This is a genomic window from Gracilibacillus halophilus YIM-C55.5, from assembly GCF_000359605.1.
GTDB lineage: Bacteria > Bacillota > Bacilli > Bacillales > Amphibacillaceae > Gracilibacillus > Gracilibacillus halophilus.
In genome coordinates, this window is sequence record NZ_APML01000005.1 from 22,717 (window position 1) to 42,878 (window position 20,162).

A 20,162-nucleotide genomic window follows, 5' to 3' on the forward strand; every position below is an offset into this window, starting at 1 on the left:
GGAGGTAAGTGATGGACGTAACGATACCTAATACAGAGAGATTTATAATAAATGCTGGGTACAGTAATCGGTCATTTCAAATAGATGTGTTTTATCCGAACTGTTCAGTTCCAGAAAACGGATTTCCTATTATTTATTTGTTGGACGGTAATTCGAATTTTGCCACGGTTGTCGATGCTGTTCGATTGCAGTCGAGAAGACCAGAACGAACAAATGTTTATCCTGCAATAGTTGTGGGGATTGGGTACCAAATAGAGCAACCTTTTTCGAAAGAACGTTTCTATGATTATACGCTGTCAGCGCCTGAATTTGATATCAGTTCAAAGTGGAATGACCGAGAGTTGCCACCACATGGAGGTGCTGAAGAATTTGCAGGGTTCATTAAGACGGTTCTAAAACCGTTTATTGAAAATAAATACGTGGTTAATAAACAAAAACAAACGATTTTTGGCCATTCATTAGGTGGTTTATTTGTTTTGCATACCTTGTTTACAAATAGTCAAGCATTTCAAACGTATATAGTGGGGAGTCCGTCGATTCATTGGAATCAAACACTTCTTTTGCAAGAAAGAGATGCCTTTTTAGCCAACAACAATGGAATGGAGAACTCCGTATCGTTATTAATAGCTGCAGGAGAGTTAGAAGGTAACCATGCTTCGTTTATGCTGGAAAACGCAAGAACACTAACAAAAAAGTTATCTACCGTTAGCCAATTAAAAGTTGATTTTCATATTTATGATAATGAAAATCATATCTCAGTTTTGCCACGTCTTATTAATCAAGCAATCAAACGGGCTTTAAAATAATTAATAGAATACGAAGTTTTTATGAAAAACTATTGCATATTTATACATTGAAATGATATATTATGAATCACTGACAGTCACAATAAAGAAAGTAGGAGCGGAAACATCATGAAAAACAATCAAGAATCATTTACAGTCAGTCAATATATCAAGTTTTTGATCCCTTCCATCATTGGGGTCGCATTATTTTTAATTCCGATTTCGGTTGATGGAAAAGTTACCATTGGTTTAGGTATTTTAGCCGACGGATTGCAAGCCTTTCTAGGTGATTCGATTCCATATATTATGACCGTGATTATATGTTTATCTGCAGTCGGTAGTTTGATAGTCAGAGTAACGAATCTACCTTTTATCAAAAAGAATTCATTTTTAGATAGTTTATTAAATATTCCTTATCTTTGGATTATTATGCGCTTTATGGGTGCGATATTCGCTGTACTTACGTTGACTGAATATGGTCCTTCTTTCATATGGTCGATGGCAACGGGCGGCACGGTACTATATGATTTAATTCCTGTTTTGATGGTTTGGTTTTTATTTGCCTGTTTGTTTATGCCGTTGTTATTACAATTTGGTTTAATGGATTTTATTGGTACAGTGGTTCGGAAAATTATGTATCCATTATTCAAATTACCAGGTCGTTCATCGATTGATGCATTAGCGTCATGGATGGGAAGTGGGACCGTTGGCGTATTGCTAACGACGCAACAATATGAATCTGGATATTATAATAAAAGGGAAGCTGCAGTTGTAGCGACAAACTTTTCAATTGCTTCGATTGCTTTTAGTTTAGTGATTGCTCGTTTTTTAAGCATTGATCATTTGTTCGTCCCTTTTTATGTGACCGTTGTGGTCGCTGGTGTAGTGGCAGCGATGTTAGTGCCAAGAGTACCACCATTATCTCGAAAACCTGATGATTATTATGAAAAAACAGGGAAACAAATTGATGAAGTTGTTCCGAAAGGTGTATCGAGCTTTAGATGGGGTGTCGAAAAGGCAGTTGAAAAAGCTGATAAAGTCAAAAGTTACCGTAATGTGGTGAAAGGTGCGATTTTGAATGTGTTTGACATTTGGTTTGCATTGATTCCACTTGTGATGGCACTCGGAACGGTCGCACTCATTATTGCAGAGAAAACGCCAATTTTTAATTATTTGTCGTATCCTTTTATCCCGTTTTTACAATTATTGCAGATTCCTGAGGCAGAGGCCGCTGCGCCTGCGATGATTGTTGGATTTGCGGATATGTTCTTGCCAGCGGTGATCGGAAGTGGTATTGAATCTGAATTAACACGGTTTGTGATCGGTGTGATGTCATTGGCACAGTTGATTTATATGTCGGAGATTGGCATTCTGCTCATCAAATCTAAGATTCCGCTATCGATTTTTGAATTATTTATTATTTTCTTGCAACGGACGATTATTACGTTGCCGGTTGTGGCACTCATGGCGCACTTGTTTTTCTTCTAAAATCCGTTCATAATAAGGTAAAAAGCATTGGTTGTAACGCCAATGCTTCTTATTCGTTTGCAGAAAGGTGGATCAACAGCATGAATATAGATCAATTATTTTCATCCACAACGAAAAAAGCATTACAAAACGACCCGCCAGGTGAATGGATGCCGAATATACCAGCAAATTGCCTGCGTCTAAGTTCAGGATTTCCAGCACCGAATGTCGTGCCTGTTACCGAATTAAAACAAGCGGTGACGAACTTGCTCGATCAAGAACAAGATTTGCCTTTGCATTACGTTGGCACACCGAAGATGGAGTTGTTACCAGAACAAATTAAACACCGCCTAGAACAACGAGCGCTATCATTTTCCTCAGATGAAATATTAGTAACTGCAGGTGCATGCCAAGCGATTGATTTGATTGCACGCGTCTTGCTTGATGAACAATCGGTCGTAGCGGTAGAATCGCCGACTTATATGGAAGCCCTTGAAATGTTCCAAAATTATACACATCAATTTATTGAAATTCCGATGGATGAACATGGCATGAAAACCGATGAATTGGCACATGTATTAGCAGAACGAAAAGAACAAGGATTGCCCATGCCGAAACTTTTATACACAATTCCGTCGTTTCAAAATCCGACAGGGACAACTTTAACGAATGAGCGGAGGCGCCATCTTATTAAGCTGTCGGAGCACTATCAGTTTCTTATTCTCGAGGATGATGCATACGGCGAATTGTATTTCGACGAGCTGCCCATTCCTTTATCAGCCATGGATACGGAAAACCGCGTCCTCTATGTCGGTTCATTGTCTAAAGTGATTGCTCCAGGTTTACGTATTGGGTGGGTGGCGACGACGAAAGAAATGGTGCAGACCTTGTTTTGGTTTAAAAAAGACTTGGATCATCCGTTTGCACAAGCGATTATGTCACAATATCTTAACGAAAACCCGCTGGATAGGCGCTTAAAGGAGCTGCGCACGGCATATAAAGAAAAATGTGATACGATGCTTGAGGCATTAGAACAATATATGCCTCGTCACGTGTCTTGGTATGTGCCAGAAGGTGGTTATTTTGTTTGGCTGAAAATATCAAACATCGATACGTCAGCATTGCTTGATGATGCAACGAAAAATGGGGTATCTTTTCTACCAGGGAAGTATTTCTTCTTACATGAAGAGGAAGGAAGAGAATGGTTGCGATTATCCTTTAGTTATGAAGAAAAAGAAGAGATACAACAAGGTATTAAGCGGTTGAGCGAGGTATTGTCGCAAATGTAAGCGAGTCAGGGACAAAGGAATTCTGTTATTCGCTTTTTGAATATATGATTTTCCTGTTGTCCCAGCCTCTTGTTTATGCGTATTATTTGAATGCTTCTGGTATCATCGTAAAACCATCAATGACTGTATCTTCTTCGACTTCAATCATTAAGTAACGCCTTCCGTCCATTTGCACTTGTCTGACATGATATAAATCAGCTGGGCTGACTGCGATTTTGGCGATCTTTGTATTAATTTTGATTGACTTTGAATTGTATTTAGGGACAATATTTTGTGCTTTTAATTCATACGTTTCATCGTCGACAACATTTTTAAAGGCTGACGTCATTTTTTCTTGGTCGATTTCATTGACACCACTTGATTTCAGCACACGTTCCATATCTTGTGAGTCTAATCGAGGTGCATCCTCTTCTTCATTTTCTTCCACGACACGGTGAATTTCTTCATAGACACTAGCAAGCGTTGACGCATTCATTTCATGTCCGACGGCATCTCGTACCACTTCTTCAAACACGGTTTTGTCCTCTTTAGCCGTCAACGTTTCTTCTGCATTCAACACATCTTCAATAAATTGTGGGTCGGGTTCATTGGCTTTTTGCGCAGCATAAAGAATATGATTGACGTCAGTGGCATGATCAGTAAAACAAGGGAATAAAAATCCGCCAATCGGAGCATCTAAATTAATCACCGGGTCGACCACGACATTGTATTTAAATTCTTTCTCAACATAGTCAAACTGCAATTCTTTTTTCGGATCTTGCGTTTTATTTATAGTACAGAGTGTGAACGAATGGGAATAAACGGTATCACGTTCACTGTCTTCGGTTTCATCATTCGGTTTTTTCATGGGTTTAAGATATTCTCCGCGAATAAAAGTAATGACGACATCCATTTCGTATTGTCTATCTTGTAGCATTTTTTCGACCATTTGGAGCATTTGTTCTTTCCAATCTTCAGCTTCACTGCTTAACAATCCTTTATGTAAAATGAGCTGGCTCGGATTCTCCATATCGGCTTGAAACTTTAATTCAAATAATTTCTCATCGAGTTGCCCTGTGAGCACCTTTTTAAAATTATGCATAAACAGTTCCTGTTCATCTTGATCGAGCATGTCAAACGGCTGACTCTGCTGATGATAAATGTCGCTTGATTCTTTCATTACATATACGTTAAAGATGTCTTGAATCTTCATGCGATCGTTATCTATCTTAAATTGCTTGCGAATGTCTGCGATATCTTTTTTGTTCACTTATTGTCACTCCCTATTTTTAATATATGACCGCTATTATTTTAACATATCGCTTGCATCCATTTTGTTATGAGTAGTTTTTAAAATTTTGTAGAAAATACGACCAGAACTAAAAACAAGGAGGAATCATGATGCCGATTCAAAATGGTCATGAAATTGAACAATTGGCAATGCGTTCTCATGAGTTAGAACATGCGACGCGTGAGGTTAGGAACTCTGCCGATATAGAGAATATTCAAGCATTGCAACAACAGCTAAGAGAAGTGCAGGAAGACATTCAAGATGCACGTGGAAAAGCAATTAATGGGAGCGGGACATCAATGGAACCATTATTTAAGGCGCACGTGCGCGTTGAGGAATGCCAACATGAATTAAAACGAGCGCTCACAAATTTAGAAGCACAACAGGATCAAGTATCGCCTGAATAAGTATTGAAACATGTTATAATGAGATAAAAAGGTGATGGACATGAAGGATACCTATATTCGAGAAACATTAGCTGTGAAAGTCAGTCATGTATTTCCGCCTGATACGAATAATCATCACACACTTTTTGGTGGAAAATTAATGAGCTACATTGATGATATCGCATCGATTTCTGCGATGAGACATTCGCGAAGCCCTGTTGTTACCGCATCAACTGATTCTGTCGATTTTTTAGCACCGATTCGTACCGATGAGTCAGTTTGTCTGGAGTCTTGTGTCACTTGGACTGGTACAAGCTCCATGGAAGTATTCGTCAAAGTGTTGGCAGAAAATCTAATTACAGGACAGCGAACGATTGCGGCGACCGCTTTTCTTACGTTTGTTGCTGTCAATGACGAGGGAAGATCCGTTCCAGTTGCTAATGTCATTCCAGAAACAGAAGAAGAAAAGTATCTCCATGAAACAGCCAAAGATCGTGTAGAAGCACGGAAACGAAGAAAACAAGCGAGTCAAGAATTAGCAAATTTTATTCATAAAAATAAACCGTGGGAATAAGTGATAAAGGGGGAGGATGTGATGACGATTTTCTCAAGTGATGCGTTGCGTCATAGACATATTCTCATAACAGGTGCAACAGGAGACATCGGTTATGAAACGGCAAAAGTATTAATCTCAATGGGAGCGAAACTTACGGCGACAGGACGAAATGTGGACAAATTGAATCAATTGAGACGTGAGCTTCTAGAAACTACCGATGAGAAAAATTTTTGCGTCATGACCGCTGATATTACAAAAGAAGCGGATCGAAATGAATTAATGGCGTATGCTGAAAAACAACTTGGCTTTATTTCTGGACTAGTGAATGCGGCTGGAATCGCAGGCAATAAAAAAGTAGAGGATTTAGATGAGTCGATGATCGAACAAATGATGCAAGTCAATTACTTGGCCGCCTTCAGCTTAACGAAGCCAATTTATCAAAAAATGATCAAACATCAACAAGGTGATATTGTGAATATTGCATCATTGTCGGGGCTTCGCGGTACATATGGGAACACGGCATATGCCTCAAGCAAATTTGCTATGATTGGCTGGACACAGTCGATGGCACATGAAGCGATTAAACATCAAGTGAGAGTAAATGCGGTTTGTCCAGGCTTTGTCGATACCGATATGGCAGAAAATCTGATTCAAATTAAAGCGGAGCGCAATCAAGTTTCGTATGATCATGCGCTCGAACAAGCGAAACAAAGCGTTCCTTCTGGTCGTTTTACAACGGCAGAAGAAGTAGCTCAGACTATTGCGTTCTTATTAACCGATGCAGCGAACAATATCGTCGGTGAATCAGTGAAAATATCCGGTGGAAGTGTCATGCGATAATGAGAAGCCTGTTTTACTTAATGAAAGCAAATTTATAAGCTAAAATGAACAAAAAAGTGTCTTCATTATGGCGATGAAGGCACTTTTTACGTTCTCAGCACAGATTAACTGTCGTCATAGAGGCGATGAAGGCACTTTTTATGTTCTAAGCGCAGATTAACTGTCGTCATAGAAGCGATGAAGGCAGTTTTTATGTTCTAAGCGCAGATTAACTGTCGTCATAGAGGCGATGAAGGTAGTTTTTATGTTCTCAGCACAGATTAACTGTCGTCATAGAGGCGATGAAGGCAGTTTTTATGTTCTAAGCGCAGATTAACTGTCGTCATAGAGGCGATGAAGGTAGTTTTTATGTTCTAAGCACAGATTAACTGTCGTCATAGAGGCGATGAAGGCACTTTTTACGTTCTCAGCACAGATTAACTGTCGTCATAGCCACGATGAAGGCACTTTTCTCACTTCCGACACTGATTTTTTGCCTTAATCATGCCATAGGTGCTCTTTCCAATCTCGCCGTTTTTCCAATAGTTCGTCGAAGCTCATGATGTATATCGGAACGTTACTGTCAGTTCGGCTTCAATGTCAATTTTGCCAGCTTCTATCGGTGTGGAAACGCCAGCGACCATCTCTTGTGATTGAAACGAATGATACGGAATGACTGGCGGCGAAACCGTGTCTTCGATGATACGGATCGGAATTGGTTGTAAGGGCACACGCATCGTTTGGGCAAGACTGCACGCTTTCTCATAAGCATTGGATAAGGCGATTTGCAAGGCTTGTTGATAAATCTGGTCTCTATTCTTTACCGAAAATGTGATCCGTTCAATGCGATTGGCGCCATGACTTGTGGCTAGATCGACAATGGAACCGAGCTGATTGATGTCATCGGTTTGAATACGAAAAATGTGAGTCACTTGATAACCTTGAAATTGTTGAACGCCGTCATGAAAATCGTATTGAGGAAAAATGGTGTATTCTACCGTTTGTATATTTTCACGAGGTATATGTAATGAAAGAATCGATTGTATCACTTGCTGAGAAGTGGCTGCATTACTTTGTTGTGCTTGGTTTGCTTGACTTTCGATTGTCACGACCCCTAATTGAATATTTGCTTGATTCGGTTCAACAGAAATCAAGCTTTGGCCAGAAACGTTTACGGTGTAAGGATACATGTTCTTATTCATTGTCATCTCTTCCTTCCATAGGCAAGCTACTACTATGTAATGCGATGGAAGGAGAAAATATGATTAGTGTCTAACAAATGGAATGTTGATCTTACGTTCGTTTTTTAAGGAAATTTGTAGTTCATGCTTGTGATTAATGGATGCGAAAAATACATCTTCCTGTCGATTAATGCCTTGGTTGTGTAACGTTTGAATGAGCCAACTACGTGTCAGTCCTACATTCGCCAAGGGTTCCTCATAAATCTCACCTTCAATGATCACGGGAAAGGCGATAGATGATTGCTTCATTATATGAAGATCCTCAGCTAAGACAGTATTTTTTTGTGGTTTTTTTAACACGCTCAGAGCGCCGTTTGCTTCAATGATCGCTGTCTCGACTTCGCTAATATCAAATACATCTTTTTCACGAAGCATTTGTAAAATATTATCGATGGAAAAACCAATGTCTTTGATTTGATGGCGTAATAATTTCCCGTTTTGCACAACCACTGTTGGTTCAAAAGTGATTAGTTTTCCAAATTTGCGATTTGAGAGTTTCCAATGTGAAATGACTTTCTGGAGAGCGCCGATAGCAACAATCGCTATAGCAGTTGGTAGATGCTTAATATCTGGATCAGCAATATCAGCCCCCACGACCGAAGCAAGTGAAATAATAATGAGAAAATCAAATACAGGTAATTCACCAATTGTTCGTTTTCCCATAAATAATGTAACTACGAGCAACAATGGAAAAATGGTACTAACTCGAAATATGACAATGAAAATATCTTGTAAGGATTGTAACATCAGAGAACACCACTACCTTTTTGAATATCTATAGTTAGTGTTCTCTGTTTTAGTAAAAATATAAATGTCTAGCTTTTACTCTGGGAATAATAGCCAGTCAAGTAAAACATTATTATGAACTGTTTTTGAAAGTTTACGGGCTTGCTAAGCAAGTCCCTATGGTTGTAACACGACCTTCATGCAATTCTCTTTTTTTCCATTAAAGATATCATAACCGTGTGATGCGTCTTCCAATGGTAATTGATGAGTAATGATGGTCGTCGGATCAATATCCCCATTAACGATTTGACGATAAATCGATGCCATATATGAACGCGCATGTGCCTGTCCCATTTTGAGTTGAACATTCCTTGAGAAGAAAGCGCCAAGTGGAAAGAGGTTGTAGTTTCCTCCGTATACGCCTGTCATTTGTACGACGCCACATTTTTTGACAGCTTTCGTAGCGATTTGAATCGGTCCGATAGTCCCGCCTTGAAGCTTTGTCTTTTGCTCAACGAATTCGAGCGGTGATTTTTTTCCATCCATACCGACACAATCGATGACAACATCGGCTCCTCCATTGGTTATTTCCTTTAAAGTTTCTCCCATATCATCGTATTGTGTAAAATTAAAGACTTCAACACGGTTTTCTTTTCTAGCGTGTTCTAACCGATACGGAATATAGTCAACCGCAATCACTCGGTTTGCTCTTTTTTGCCAAGCAAATTTTTGTACCATTAATCCTATGGGTCCACATCCGAGCACAATAACGGTATCGCCCGCTTTTACGCCTGCATGTTCAACACTCCATAAAGCAGTAGGTAAAACGTCAGACAAAAATAATAGAGATGCATCGTCTAATTCGCAATCCTCAGGAATGAGAAATGGTGTATAATTTCCAAATGGTACTCTAAGATACTCGGCTTGTCCCCCTGGGTAATTACCGAATTTCTCTGAGTAGCCGAGATATCCGCCAGAGTCGTAATGGGGATTTGCTTGATCACACTGACTTTCATGATGTGTTTTACAATAAGGACATTGACCGCAAGCTATCGTAAAAGGGATCACTACTCGATCTCCTTTTTTTACTTTCGTGACTTTAGGTCCAACTTCTTCTACGATTCCCATTGGTTCATGTCCAATTTGATAGCCAATGGGTAGTGGAAAATTACCTTGATATAAATGCAAATCTGACCCGCAGATAGCTGTTGACGTAATTTTTACAATAACATCTTCATCATCTTCGATAGTAGGAAACGGAACTTGTGTAACAGCCACTTCATACTTGCCTTGATAAGTTACCGATTTCACTTGTTTCACCTCATTCTTTTGGAAGTAGAGTATAGTTTTTTCGTTTCAACTTATCCTTATACCATATAGGATTAAAAATCATCAGAAGTAACACAAACTTTGTCGCAAAAAGGAGAAGAAAACTTTTATGATTGATGGTTACATTGCCTAAATAAACCATATACTATATTGAAACCGTTTACAAAAAGAAAGGGGAAAAGCTGATGAAAAAATTTTTTGGTTTCATGCTTATATTCTTATTTCTACTTTTAGCCGCTTGTAGTGGAGATTCGGACGAAGAAACAACTCCAGATGCAACAACAGATGACGTAGAACAATCAAACGAAAATCAGGAAGAAACAGCTGAAGAAGGAGAAGAAGCCATCACCTTGCGTATGTCTTGGTGGGGGTCTCAAAATCGGCATGATATGACGAATGAAATCATTGAGTTATATGAGGAACAAAATCCACATGTCACGATACAGACTGAATTTACAGGGTTTGATGGTTACTTTGAGAAGATGGCTGCACAGGCTTCTGGAAACAATTTACCTGACATCATGCAACAAAATTTCGGAGAGTATGTGAATCAATATGCGAGTCAAGATTTACTCGCAGATCTTGGCCCATACGTCGAAGAGGGGACGATTGATTTAGAAGGGGTAGCAGATACGGTTATCGAAAGTGGGAAAGTTGATGGCACCCTTGTTGGCATACCAACAGGAACCAATGCTTTAGTCGCCACATATAATCCAAGTGCATATGAAGAAGCGGGCATTGAACCACCAACACATGATTGGACATGGGACGATTTTGTCGATATTGCGACTCAATACCATGAAGCAACTGGGGATTATGGTACGCGATTAGCTGAACCAGGTAACATGTTTGATTATTATTTGCGTGAAAAAGGGTATTCGTTATTTAACGAAGATAGCTCAGGATTAGGATATGACGATGACCAAGTGTTGACCGATTATTTGGCCATGAATAAAGATATGATTGACGCAGGGGTTATGCCTGGTTATGACGTGATCCAACAAGTACAGGGGCTCGAAGATGAATTGATTGTGCGCGGAGAAACGCCACTTGATCCAACCAACTGGTCCAATCAAGTCGGTACACTAGAAAAAACAGCTGGCGAACCGTTAGAGATGGTCGTTTTACCAGGTGAGAACAATGATCAAGGTATGTTCCTGAAACCTTCGATGTTATGGTCGATTGGTAAAAATTCTGAGCACAAAGAAGAAGCGGCGAAATTTATTAACTTCTTCACAAATACAGTCGAAGTTTTTGAAGTGATCGGGTCGGATCGTGGTGTACCTATAAAGCCAGAGGTTCGAGAGGCACTGCAACCGAACCTTTCTGAAATCGATCAAAAAGTTTATGAATACGTGAATTACGTCGCAGAAAATAGTTCACCTGCTGATACGAACTATCCACCAGCAGCTAGTGAAGTGTTAAGCCATTTAGAAGATATTGATGAAATGGTGATGTATGGGCAAATCACACCAGAAGAAGGGGCCCAACAATTTAGAGAAGCGGCAGAATCTGTGTTAGCAGAGTAATCTGTTTCACAAAAAGGAGGTGGTGATGCGCTCACAATCTCCTTTTCTGTCTCAGAAGAAGAGAGGTGGAATGATGGCAAATCATGTATTAACACAACCGAAGCGCAGAAAGTACCGACAATATGATAATAAAATGGGGTATTTATTTTTATCGCCGTTCATTATCGGTACGGTGATGTTGACATTATTTCCGATTTTATATTCCTTTTATTTATCATTTACTGAATTTAATATGGTCGGCACGCCTAGTTGGATTGGTATGGAAAATTATCAAGAGGCATTCACAAATGATCCAAAATTTTGGGATGCCATGAAAGTAACGTTTCTCTATGCTGGTACAGGGGTTCCGATTCGTTTGGTTTTTGCACTATTGATTGCGCTTGTGCTAAATAAAGTGGTTGAAGCGGCAGGTATTTATCGCACGTTACTGTATCTCCCCTCGATTGTGGGCGGAAGTATTGGTGTTGCGATTATGTGGCGTCAGCTTTTTGGGAATGACGGAGCGGTGAATTCGATTTTGGCTACATTCGGATTACCGACACACGCCTGGTTGGGGGATCCGAACACAGCGATATGGACGTTAGTTGTATTATATGGTTGGCAGTTTGGCTCTTCGATGTTGATTTTTTTAGCAGGACTTCGAAATATACCGACGAACTACTATGAAGCTTCTGCAGTAGATGGGGCGAGTAAACTACAGCAATTTTTTCGTATTACGATCCCGATGTTAACGCCAGTCATTTTATTTAATACGGTCATGCAAACGATCCAAGGATTTATGGCCTTTACGCCAAGTTTTATTATTACCCAAGGTGGACCAGTCAATAGTACTTTATTATATATTTTGTATATGTACCGTAATGCGTTTGAATTTTTCAAAATGGGTTATGCTTCTGCACTGGCTTGGATCATGCTTGTAATTATTGCGATTTTTACCGCATTAATCTTTAAATCATCTGAATATTGGGTTCACTACGAGGATAATTAGAGAGGAGGGAAGGAATGACAAGTAAACAGAAAAAGCTTTTTAAGAAATTAGTTCAACATGTGGGTTTAATTTTGTTTACATTTATTATGCTCTATCCGTTGTTATGGATGGTTGGTAGTTCATTTAAAGAAAGCTCGGCCGTATTTATTGATGCGCATAAATTATTTCCGGAAGAATGGCATTTTTCCAATTATGTTGAAGGGTGGAAAGGTTTTGCGGATATTTCGTTTACAACGTTTTATAAAAACACATTTATTATCGTTACGATTGCAACAATTGGCAGTATCTTATCATCAACGGTGATTGCTTATGGTTTTGCCAGAATTCAGTTTCGCTTTAAGAAGACATGGTTTGCGATTATGATGATGACAATGATGCTTCCGTTTGAAATGATTATGATTCCGCAATATGTCATGTTTAACTGGTTCGGTTGGGTTGATACCTACTTGCCATTAATCGTGCCAACATTTTTTGGGATTCCTTTCTTCATCTTTTTAATCTTACAATTTATGCGTACGATACCAAAAGAATTAGATCAAGCTGCTCGTATCGATGGGTGTAACACGATTACCATTTTTACTCGGATTATTGTACCGTTGGTTGTTCCTGCTATGATGACTGCAGCGATCTTTTCGTTCTATTGGCGTTGGGATGATTTTATGGCACCGTTGTTGTATTTACAAACACCGACGAAATATCCCGTTTCCTTGGCGTTGAAACTATTCTCTGACCCTGAAGCGGTGACCAATTGGGGAGCCATGTTTGCGATGACAACACTCAGTTTATTACCGATTATGATTATATTCTTTATTTTCCAACGATATATTGTTGAAGGCATTAGCACCAGTGGCTTGAAAGGATAAGAGGAGAGGTTTTTGCGATGACCAATAAATTCACAAATGGTATTCAAGCGTTTTGTGAGTGGGTATGTTATTTCTTTTATTTAAATGTATTTTGGATCATAGGAACACTTATGGGGGGCGTCGTGCTTGGCGCTGGCCCCAGTACGATCGCTTTGTTTGTAATTGCGCGGAAAACGGCCATGGGTGAGGAGGATATACCATTATGGCAGACGTTTTGGCATGAATATAAGCGTCAGTTTCTTAGAGGCAGTGTCATGATATGGGTGCTAATTGTATTGGCTGGCGTTTGGTATTTGGATATCCGTTTGGCGTTTATGCTCGAAGGGTGGTTTGGTCGTTTTCTCCAAGTTTCCCTTGTCATGATCGGGATAATATTGGTGATGCTAGTGCTTTATATTTATCCATTTTACGTCCATTACCAAATGTCTTGGATTCGTTATTTCAAATATGCGATGGCTTTTGGTTTTTTGCACTTGAATCATTTTCTTTTCATGATAGTGACGATCTTTTTCACCTATTCATTTTTAGCTTACCTTCAAGGCTTCATTCCGCTATTTGGGATAAGCTTACTTGTCCATTTGAATATGATGTTAGCTTATCAAGCGTTTAAACAAACTGATGACATGTATAAGAAATATGCAAAAGCGACGTGAAATCATCCGTTTGACTCTATTGAAACATTTGGCTACCATCATTCGTATCAATAGATAACAGTATATATGGAGTGACATAGATGGATATATATGAACAAAAAGCGTATCAGGAAATGCTGGAATGGGAAACGAATATTCTAAAGCAGAAAAGCTTGTTTAAAAGTTTATCCAAAAAGGCGCAAAATAAAATCAATAGCTATATACCAGAAAAAGCGCATCAAATGATTACCGAAAGTATAAAACAAATGGTCAAGGCGACGTTAATGGGGTCCGACATGACAACGAGAAAACAACAATCATTCGGCTTAAGTTTAGAAGAGAAAGAGTCACGGATAGCGGACAAATTATCCAATTACCGTAAAACGGCTGCAGCAGAAGGAGCTGGTACAGGAGCGGGTGGTATTTTCCTTGGATTAGCTGATTTTCCGCTGTTATTATCCATTAAGATGAAATTTTTATTTGATGTGGCGAGCGTTTACGGATTCGATACAAAACAATATGAAGAGCGTCTGTTTATATTGCATGTTTTTCAGTTAGCCTTCTCCAATGATGACAGAAGAAGAGAAGTCTTCCATGTCCTACAACATTGGGAGGAAGAAAAGGACCGCCTGGCACGGATGGATTGGCGCGAGTTTCAACAAGAGTATCGTGACTATATTGACTTAGTGAAACTATTGCAAATGATTCCAGGATTAGGGGCAATTGTCGGTGCGTATGCCAACTACCAATTACTTGATCAATTAGGTGAAACTGCGAAAAACTGCTATCGCATGCGGATGCTAAAAGAGTGATGGGTCATGATTCCATGATGGCTTGTCGCTTTTTTTGATAGATATAGTAACTGCCTAGAGCAATCACGGAAAGTAAGATGCCAGATACATAAGGCATGAAGATCGCCATACCATACAATATCCCGCCAAATGTCGGTCCGATGATTCTGCCTAAAGAATCAAATGATGACAGAAGTCCTGTCATTTGGCCATACCCTTTTTTAACATTTTTCGTTAATAGAGAAGACACGCTCGGTCGAATGAGTCCATTACCGATACCGAAAATGGTTAAGAAAATCGCTGCAGTAACGAAATCCTGAACAAGTAAAATCAGAGCAAAACCGATAGCTGATGTAATGATCCCTATTTGAATGACGCGCCCTTCCCCCCATTTTTTCGTTAATTTACCAACAAAGCCACCTTGTACAATAGCACCGGCCAATCCCATAATCATAAATATATATCCAAGTTCTACCGTGCCAAGTCCTGCCCGATCATTGGCGAAATAGGCAAATGTCGCTTCGAGTCCAGCTAGAGAAATCGAAACAAACCCTTGTAATGCAAACAAAAGGCCAGTGGGTTGTTGCAATGCTTGTATCATTGATGGACGTTTGTTTGTAGCTGTAACCTCTTCGCTTTGTGCCAATGATTCTTTAAGGACAAACAGTACCAATAAGAAGGTAATAAATGAAGAACCACCAGCTAAATAAAACGGAATCGCTAAACTTCCTGATGAGAAAATACCGCCAATTGCTGGTCCAAAAATAAAGCCGAGACCGACTGAAGCACCGATGATTCCCATGCCTTTACTACGGTTTTCTTCATCTGTCGTATCAGCGACATAAGCCATAACAGTTGGCATGTTTGCAGCTGATAACAAGCCACCGATGATTCTTGCGGCAAATAGCATCCATAACTGTGTCGCCAAAGCCATCATCATAAATGAAAAGGCAAGCCCGGATATACCGATCAATAACACAGGTTTTCGCCCTATACGGTCAGAGATTTTTCCCCACATAGGAGCGAAGGTGAATTGCATCACAGAATATGCTGACATTAATAAGCCTAGTTCAGTGGAAGAGGCTCCTAATTCTTCTGCATAAAAGGGGAGAACAGGTATGATAATGCCGAATCCAACCATGACAAGGAACATGACGGCAAATAATATACTGAACACTTTTTTTGATTCCAATGTTGTTGCCTCCAATAATTCGTTAAACTTGGTTCAGTGAAAATTGTTGCAATATAGCAGAATAAAGATCGTTTGGATGATCAATTGATGCATCAGGATGCACACCATGTTCCGGAATCGCTCGCTGGCGGTGATTCATCCAAATTACGTGCCATCCAGCTTGTTTCGCGCCAACAACGTCATTTTCGTACGCATCACCTATGTAAATCGTTTGATCTTTCTCTAGATTCAATGCGTTCTCCACGTGTTGAAATGCGTTAATATTTGGTTTTGATACACCTAAGTCACCAGAAACGAAAATATTTGATTCTGGAATCCAATGTGTGACCCCTAGCTGTTTCATTTTCATCCACTGATGGTCATGTTCCCCATTAGTGAGAATGCGACTTGCCAGTTGTTATTAACGATGGTAGGTAACACTTCCGTCAGACTGCTGAAAAGAGTGATTTGTTTTAGTTCTTGTAAATAGGTATGTTGAAATTGAATGGCATCTTCCTCCGTTAAGGCAATGCCAAAATCGTTACACGCCTTTGTGATGCGATATGTTTGTAATTCCAAAGCGGTCATTTCTCCGCTCATATGTTTTTCAAAAACTTCATCACTGTAATGACGGCATGCTTTATACAGACGGATCATGTCATCATCCGAAAATGACGAATCGATTTGTTGATGCACTGTATTTTTAAATGGTTGTAATTGGTCATATAAAGTATCATCTACGTCAAAAATAATCGTTTTCATGATTCTTCTCCTTATGAAGCAAGCTTTACTAAAAATGATGACACAAAAGCGTTGAAATAACAATTGATTCAACGAAAATTGTATGACTATTTGATGAACAATGATTGAAAAGTCGTGTGAAACTTGTTATAATTTTCACAAAATTACAGTGGCTATGTGTAACTGGCGAGGTATACGGAATAACCGTAGGGGAGCACATAGTATCGACAAGTCGCTCGCCTGGGCAAAAGGTAAGGATGTAGATTCCTTACCTCTTTCTGTTTGATTTATGAGAGAAGGAGTGGAGTCATAAAATGGATAGAGTGTACAATTTTTCAGCAGGTCCATCAATGTTGCCGTTAGAAGTGTTAGAGCAAGCGCAAAGTGAATTAACGAATTATAAAGGTTCTGGTATGTCGGTGATGGAGTTGAGCCATCGTTCGAAACTTTTCACAGAAATTATCACTGGTGCAGAAAATCTTCTACGTGAGCTTATGCACATTCCTGATAACTATAAGGTATTATTTGTTCAAGGTGGTGCATCGCAACAATTTGCTGCTATTCCGCTCAACTTGAAGAAAAACGGCCAAGCGGATTATGTCAATACGGGATCATGGTCAAAAAAAGCGATGAAAGAAGCGAAGAAATTTATCGAAGTAAACGAAATCGCATCTTCTGAAGATGGAAATTTTACGTATATCCCAAGCGTAACAGCTGATAAGGTAAAATCGGATGCAGATTATGTGCATATTACAACGAATAACACCATTGAGGGAACTGCATTTCGCAATATTCCTGATACAGGAGATGTACCATTGGTGGCTGATATGTCTTCCAATATTCTCTCAGAAGAAATCGATGTATCGAAATTTGGCGTGATTTATGCCGGTGCACAGAAAAATATTGGTCCTGCAGGCTTAACAGTTGTCATCGTTCGTGATGATTTAATCGGTCATGCCGTCGAGGAATGCCCAACAATGCTAGACTTCAAGACCCATAGTGAGAGTGGATCGCTGTATAATACACCACCGACATTTGGTGTTTACGTGGCGAAGCTTGTATTTGAATGGATTCAAGCACAAGGTGGTTTAACGGCCATCCAGAAACGTAATGAGAAAAAAGCAAACATGTTATATGAATATATTGCACAATCTGACTTCTATCATTCTCCTGTCAAAGAAGATAGTCGTTCGATTATGAATATTCCGTTCGTGGTGCCAAATCATGATGTGGATGCAACATTTATTCAAAAGGCCCAGGAAGAAGGACTAGAAACGTTAAAAGGTCACCGTTCTGTTGGCGGTATGCGTGCTAGCATTTATAACGCAATGCCAGTTGAAGGTGTTGAAGCGTTAATTGAATTCATGAAAAAATTTGAGAAAGAACATCAATAAGACAGGAAGGAAGCAGCGATTCTCGCATGCTTCCTTTTTTCTAACGGAGAGAAAATCTGTTGTTTAGAATAATATGTTCATTAAAGACTTCCCCATCCTCTTTATAGCTTGCTGGGAGATACTCGTGTTTGGCAATTGCTACAAGGTCTGATATAATGCGTATTTAGACGAAAAAGCAGTTCGAAACCATCCTGCTTAATCAAAACTAGGGGGAATCAACCATGTCTGATGAATATTACTTGCCACGATCTGGCCCGATGCCACGGCCCAATAGTGTTGAAGAAGGGCGAGGAGTTTTAAAACAGGAAGCCTTTGATGCACCAAATGTTCAAAGAATTACCTTCCGAGCGTTAGAATTTACCGCCATTTGTCCGAAAACAGGTCAGCCGGATTTTGGGACCGTAGAAATTGCCTATACACCGCGTGATAAATGTATTGAGTCAAAATCAATGAAATTTTATATGTGGTCGTTCCGTGATCACGGTGCTTTTTGCGAATCACTGGCTGCTCAAATAGCCGATGATATAATGTGGGCGATTGAACCTGCTTCGGTTGACGTCACCGTTTATCAAACAGCAAGAGGCGGGATTGAGCTAACTACAGAAGCATCAAGAGAATATGGCGAATAAAAAAAAGAAGCTGGGACCTATCTCTTTGTCCTAGCTTCCTTTTTATATGGAAAAACTGACTTTTTCTGGCCTGAGATTGAATCATTGATTAGTTACTATCTTCTTTTGTTGGTCCCATGATACCTGGTACGTCTAATCCAGCTTGACGAAGCAATACAGTCATTTGGCCACGATGATGGGTCTGGTGATCAATGAACGTGCGCAATACGGCACCACGTGGTAGTTGTGTACCGAATGCCTCGACCGTTTCTTCGAGTTTTTCATCGGTTAGCTTGGCTTTCGCTTCTTTTTTGACGTCTTCTGCGATTTGCTTGTATGCCTCGACGATGTCGTCTGCTTTTGTTGGCACTTGGCTCGGATCACCGGATGCTTTCACATCAAGCCTACAACGCCAGTGAAAAAAGCAGGCGCAGTTGCTAAATGCCAGCCTAACCAACCTAACGTACTGTGACCTTCTACAATGGCTTGATCCAATTTCTCATCGGTTAAAGATTCAAATACTTTGATTGTTCCTTGCGCAGCTTGTTCCCAATCATTAAGAAAGTCTTCGATCTTACGATACATAGATTCACAACTCCTATTCATAGATTTTCAGTTAGTTTTAACGTAACAAAATATAAAGCAAAGTTCACTTCAAGAGCCTTAAGAAATCATTAATCATGAAGGTTTTCTTGAATAAAAAAGTGTGATTGCTCGTAATTGTAAGTCACTTTAGAAAAGTCAAATGGCTGTCCGTTGGTTAAATGGAAGATCGTTTCAGCAAATAGTTTTGGTACACCTTCATTCAAACCTAAATATTTCCCTTCTTCTGCTGTTAGCTTATCCACATGAATATAAAGATCTGAAAACCCAATTTTTAGACCTAAACCTTCTTGAATATAATTGAAGATTGATTCTGATACAATTTCTTTATTTAAGTAAGTAACGATTGCTTTGTTAAAAAACGATTCTTCTAAACATAGTGTTTTTCCGTTAATATATCGAATTCTTTTAACGTAGTAAACATCGTCATGAATATGGATATTTAAACTGTCAGCAACTTCACTATTTGGTTTTCTTACATCTAGTTCAATCACTTCAGAAGTAATTTGAAAGTTATCAAGGTCTTTCTTGAAACCTTGATTGGAGAGCAAATTAATATAACCTTTACGTCTATGTCTTCTAACAAATATCCCGCTACCTCTAACTTGATAGACATCGCCTTTTTTTTCTAACAAATCGAGTGCATTGATAATTGTACTTTTACTCGCTTTAAATTGTGACATGAGAGATTCTAGCACAGGTAATTTATGCCCTTGTTGGAGATCATTATCTTCAATGAATTGTTTAATTTCGTTAGCAATTGCTTGATATTTTAACATCAGACATTCCTCATTACGTTATTTTCTCATGATTATTATATCATCAAACTTTTGGAAAATCATCCTAAAAATAATGTTTAATAATAAAATAATTATATACTACTTGAAAAATTGTACCGATACAATTATAATGTTTGATAATGGTGTTATGATTTGATTGTAATGAGTGAGTAAGGGAGTTGATATATAAAAAAA

Annotated in this window: 21 protein-coding genes, 1 pseudogene and 1 riboswitch; of the genes and pseudogenes, 13 read left to right on the forward strand and 9 right to left on the reverse strand. The window is 39.2% G+C overall.

Annotated elements, in window-relative coordinates; translation table 11 throughout:
• The first annotated feature begins 11 nt into the window (after positions 1 to 11).
• The 3 genes from J416_RS01450 (at position 12) to J416_RS01460 (ending at position 3,541) form a co-directional block, all read left to right on the forward strand.
• A complete protein-coding gene (locus J416_RS01450) occupies positions 12 to 806 on the forward strand; it encodes an alpha/beta hydrolase (RefSeq protein ID WP_003463359.1) in 795 nt (264 codons plus the stop codon).
• A gap of 108 nt (positions 807 to 914) precedes the next feature.
• Entirely contained in the window at positions 915 to 2,273 is a 1,359-nt protein-coding gene (locus J416_RS01455; RefSeq protein WP_003463360.1) for a YjiH family protein, read from the forward strand.
• A gap of 80 nt (positions 2,274 to 2,353) precedes the next feature.
• Positions 2,354 to 3,541, forward strand: coding sequence for an aminotransferase-like domain-containing protein (locus J416_RS01460; protein ID WP_003463361.1), 1,188 nt, complete (start codon positions 2,354 to 2,356; stop codon positions 3,539 to 3,541).
• Between the two features lie 82 nt (positions 3,542 to 3,623).
• Here the strand turns inward: J416_RS01460 and J416_RS01465 are convergent, their stop codons facing one another.
• A complete protein-coding gene (locus J416_RS01465) occupies positions 3,624 to 4,790 on the reverse strand; it encodes a DUF4317 domain-containing protein (RefSeq protein WP_003463362.1) in 1,167 nt (388 codons plus the stop codon).
• A gap of 131 nt (positions 4,791 to 4,921) precedes the next feature.
• Here J416_RS01465 and J416_RS01470 point away from each other — a divergent pair, with 131 nt between their 5' ends.
• Genes J416_RS01470 through J416_RS01480 form a run of 3 tightly spaced genes read left to right on the forward strand, consistent with a single transcriptional unit; the run spans position 4,922 to position 6,593 of the window.
• Complete coding sequence (locus tag J416_RS01470; protein WP_003463363.1) at positions 4,922 to 5,218, forward strand: hypothetical protein; 297 nt, start codon at positions 4,922 to 4,924, stop codon at positions 5,216 to 5,218.
• A gap of 40 nt (positions 5,219 to 5,258) precedes the next feature.
• Positions 5,259 to 5,771: an acyl-CoA thioesterase gene (locus J416_RS01475; RefSeq protein ID WP_003463365.1), complete on the forward strand. Its 513-nt coding sequence runs from the start codon at positions 5,259 to 5,261 to the stop codon at positions 5,769 to 5,771.
• Positions 5,772 to 5,792: 21 nt separating this feature from the next.
• Entirely contained in the window at positions 5,793 to 6,593 is an 801-nt protein-coding gene (locus J416_RS01480) for an SDR family NAD(P)-dependent oxidoreductase (RefSeq protein ID WP_003463368.1), read from the forward strand.
• A 536-nt stretch (positions 6,594 to 7,129) separates the two neighbouring features.
• On the opposite strand, the gene J416_RS01485 is transcribed toward J416_RS01480, so the two are convergent.
• From J416_RS01485 to J416_RS01495, 3 genes are all read right to left on the reverse strand, one after another.
• Positions 7,130 to 7,774 carry an SIMPL domain-containing protein gene (locus tag J416_RS01485; protein ID WP_003463371.1) on the reverse strand — a complete coding sequence of 215 codons (645 nt, stop codon included), beginning with the start codon at positions 7,772 to 7,774 and terminating at the stop codon, positions 7,130 to 7,132.
• Between the two features lie 63 nt (positions 7,775 to 7,837).
• Complete coding sequence (locus J416_RS01490) at positions 7,838 to 8,560, reverse strand: DUF421 domain-containing protein (RefSeq protein WP_003463374.1); 723 nt, start codon at positions 8,558 to 8,560, stop codon at positions 7,838 to 7,840.
• Positions 8,561 to 8,716: 156 nt separating this feature from the next.
• Positions 8,717 to 9,850, reverse strand: coding sequence for a zinc-dependent alcohol dehydrogenase (locus J416_RS01495; RefSeq protein ID WP_003463377.1), 1,134 nt, complete (start codon positions 9,848 to 9,850; stop codon positions 8,717 to 8,719).
• Between the two features lie 203 nt (positions 9,851 to 10,053).
• On the opposite strand from J416_RS01495, the gene J416_RS01500 reads away from it, so the two are divergent.
• From J416_RS01500 to J416_RS01520, 5 genes are all read left to right on the forward strand, one after another.
• A complete protein-coding gene (locus tag J416_RS01500; RefSeq protein ID WP_003463380.1) occupies positions 10,054 to 11,397 on the forward strand; it encodes an ABC transporter substrate-binding protein in 1,344 nt (447 codons plus the stop codon).
• 70 nt (positions 11,398 to 11,467) lie between these two features.
• Positions 11,468 to 12,385 (forward strand): carbohydrate ABC transporter permease, encoded by a 918-nt coding sequence (locus J416_RS01505; RefSeq protein WP_052000910.1) that lies wholly within the window; start codon positions 11,468 to 11,470, stop codon positions 12,383 to 12,385.
• 14 nt (positions 12,386 to 12,399) lie between these two features.
• A complete protein-coding gene (locus J416_RS01510; protein ID WP_003463385.1) occupies positions 12,400 to 13,248 on the forward strand; it encodes a carbohydrate ABC transporter permease in 849 nt (282 codons plus the stop codon).
• A gap of 17 nt (positions 13,249 to 13,265) precedes the next feature.
• The gene (locus J416_RS01515) at positions 13,266 to 13,901 is read left to right on the forward strand and encodes a YesL family protein (protein WP_003463387.1); all 636 of its coding nucleotides are present in this window, start codon (positions 13,266 to 13,268) and stop codon (positions 13,899 to 13,901) included.
• A gap of 80 nt (positions 13,902 to 13,981) precedes the next feature.
• On the forward strand, positions 13,982 to 14,692 hold the full coding sequence (locus tag J416_RS01520) for an EcsC family protein (RefSeq protein ID WP_003463389.1): 711 nt from the start codon (positions 13,982 to 13,984) through the stop codon (positions 14,690 to 14,692).
• 4 nt (positions 14,693 to 14,696) lie between these two features.
• On the opposite strand, the gene J416_RS01525 is transcribed toward J416_RS01520, so the two are convergent.
• From J416_RS01525 to J416_RS16100, 3 genes are read right to left on the reverse strand one after another with little or no spacing between them, the layout of a single operon-like run.
• Complete coding sequence (locus J416_RS01525) at positions 14,697 to 15,863, reverse strand: tetracycline resistance MFS efflux pump (RefSeq protein ID WP_003463390.1); 1,167 nt, start codon at positions 15,861 to 15,863, stop codon at positions 14,697 to 14,699.
• Between the two features lie 22 nt (positions 15,864 to 15,885).
• A complete protein-coding gene (locus J416_RS16095; RefSeq protein ID WP_240407235.1) occupies positions 15,886 to 16,206 on the reverse strand; it encodes an HAD family hydrolase in 321 nt (106 codons plus the stop codon).
• A gap of 2 nt (positions 16,207 to 16,208) precedes the next feature.
• Complete coding sequence (locus J416_RS16100; protein ID WP_003463394.1) at positions 16,209 to 16,604, reverse strand: HAD family hydrolase; 396 nt, start codon at positions 16,602 to 16,604, stop codon at positions 16,209 to 16,211.
• 148 nt (positions 16,605 to 16,752) lie between these two features.
• Positions 16,753 to 16,836, forward strand: a riboswitch (ZMP/ZTP riboswitch).
• 61 nt (positions 16,837 to 16,897) lie between these two features.
• Between J416_RS16100 and serC the strand changes: the two genes are divergently transcribed.
• Together serC and queF are read left to right on the forward strand one after the other, a co-directional pair.
• Entirely contained in the window at positions 16,898 to 17,977 is a 1,080-nt protein-coding gene (serC, locus tag J416_RS01535) for a 3-phosphoserine/phosphohydroxythreonine transaminase (RefSeq protein WP_003463396.1), read from the forward strand.
• A 221-nt stretch (positions 17,978 to 18,198) separates the two neighbouring features.
• A complete protein-coding gene (queF, locus tag J416_RS01540; RefSeq protein WP_003463398.1) occupies positions 18,199 to 18,606 on the forward strand; it encodes a preQ(1) synthase in 408 nt (135 codons plus the stop codon).
• Positions 18,607 to 18,694: 88 nt separating this feature from the next.
• Here the strand turns inward: queF and J416_RS01545 are convergent.
• A pseudogene (locus tag J416_RS01545) lies at positions 18,695 to 19,110 on the reverse strand (DinB family protein); the annotation flags it as partial.
• Positions 19,111 to 19,259: 149 nt separating this feature from the next.
• The gene (locus J416_RS01550; RefSeq protein ID WP_003463400.1) at positions 19,260 to 19,967 is read right to left on the reverse strand and encodes a GntR family transcriptional regulator; all 708 of its coding nucleotides are present in this window, start codon (positions 19,965 to 19,967) and stop codon (positions 19,260 to 19,262) included.
• Between the last annotated feature and the right edge of the window lie 195 nt (positions 19,968 to 20,162).

Excerpts from the sequence above, each read along its gene's own strand:
- J416_RS01450 (WP_003463359.1), top strand. The coding sequence starts at position 12 with ATGGACGTAACGATACCTAATACAGAGAGATTTATAATAAATGCTGGG.
- J416_RS01455 (WP_003463360.1), top strand. The coding sequence starts at position 915 with ATGAAAAACAATCAAGAATCATTTACAGTCAGTCAATATATCAAGTTT.
- J416_RS01460 (WP_003463361.1), top strand. The coding sequence starts at position 2,354 with ATGAATATAGATCAATTATTTTCATCCACAACGAAAAAAGCATTACAA.
- J416_RS01470 (WP_003463363.1), top strand. The coding sequence starts at position 4,922 with ATGCCGATTCAAAATGGTCATGAAATTGAACAATTGGCAATGCGTTCT.
- J416_RS01475 (WP_003463365.1), top strand. The coding sequence starts at position 5,259 with ATGAAGGATACCTATATTCGAGAAACATTAGCTGTGAAAGTCAGTCAT.
- J416_RS01480 (WP_003463368.1), top strand. The coding sequence starts at position 5,793 with ATGACGATTTTCTCAAGTGATGCGTTGCGTCATAGACATATTCTCATA.
- J416_RS01485 (WP_003463371.1), bottom strand. The coding sequence starts at position 7,774 with ATGAATAAGAACATGTATCCTTACACCGTAAACGTTTCTGGCCAAAGC.
- J416_RS01490 (WP_003463374.1), bottom strand. The coding sequence starts at position 8,560 with ATGTTACAATCCTTACAAGATATTTTCATTGTCATATTTCGAGTTAGT.
- J416_RS01500 (WP_003463380.1), top strand. The coding sequence starts at position 10,054 with ATGAAAAAATTTTTTGGTTTCATGCTTATATTCTTATTTCTACTTTTA.
- J416_RS01505 (WP_052000910.1), top strand. The coding sequence starts at position 11,468 with ATGATGGCAAATCATGTATTAACACAACCGAAGCGCAGAAAGTACCGA.
- J416_RS01510 (WP_003463385.1), top strand. The coding sequence starts at position 12,400 with ATGACAAGTAAACAGAAAAAGCTTTTTAAGAAATTAGTTCAACATGTG.
- J416_RS01515 (WP_003463387.1), top strand. The coding sequence starts at position 13,266 with ATGACCAATAAATTCACAAATGGTATTCAAGCGTTTTGTGAGTGGGTA.
- J416_RS01520 (WP_003463389.1), top strand. The coding sequence starts at position 13,982 with ATGGATATATATGAACAAAAAGCGTATCAGGAAATGCTGGAATGGGAA.
- J416_RS16095 (WP_240407235.1), bottom strand. The coding sequence starts at position 16,206 with ATGAAACAGCTAGGGGTCACACATTGGATTCCAGAATCAAATATTTTC.
- J416_RS16100 (WP_003463394.1), bottom strand. The coding sequence starts at position 16,604 with ATGAAAACGATTATTTTTGACGTAGATGATACTTTATATGACCAATTA.
- serC (WP_003463396.1), top strand. The coding sequence starts at position 16,898 with ATGGATAGAGTGTACAATTTTTCAGCAGGTCCATCAATGTTGCCGTTA.
- queF (WP_003463398.1), top strand. The coding sequence starts at position 18,199 with ATGTCTGATGAATATTACTTGCCACGATCTGGCCCGATGCCACGGCCC.
- J416_RS01550 (WP_003463400.1), bottom strand. The coding sequence starts at position 19,967 with ATGTTAAAATATCAAGCAATTGCTAACGAAATTAAACAATTCATTGAA.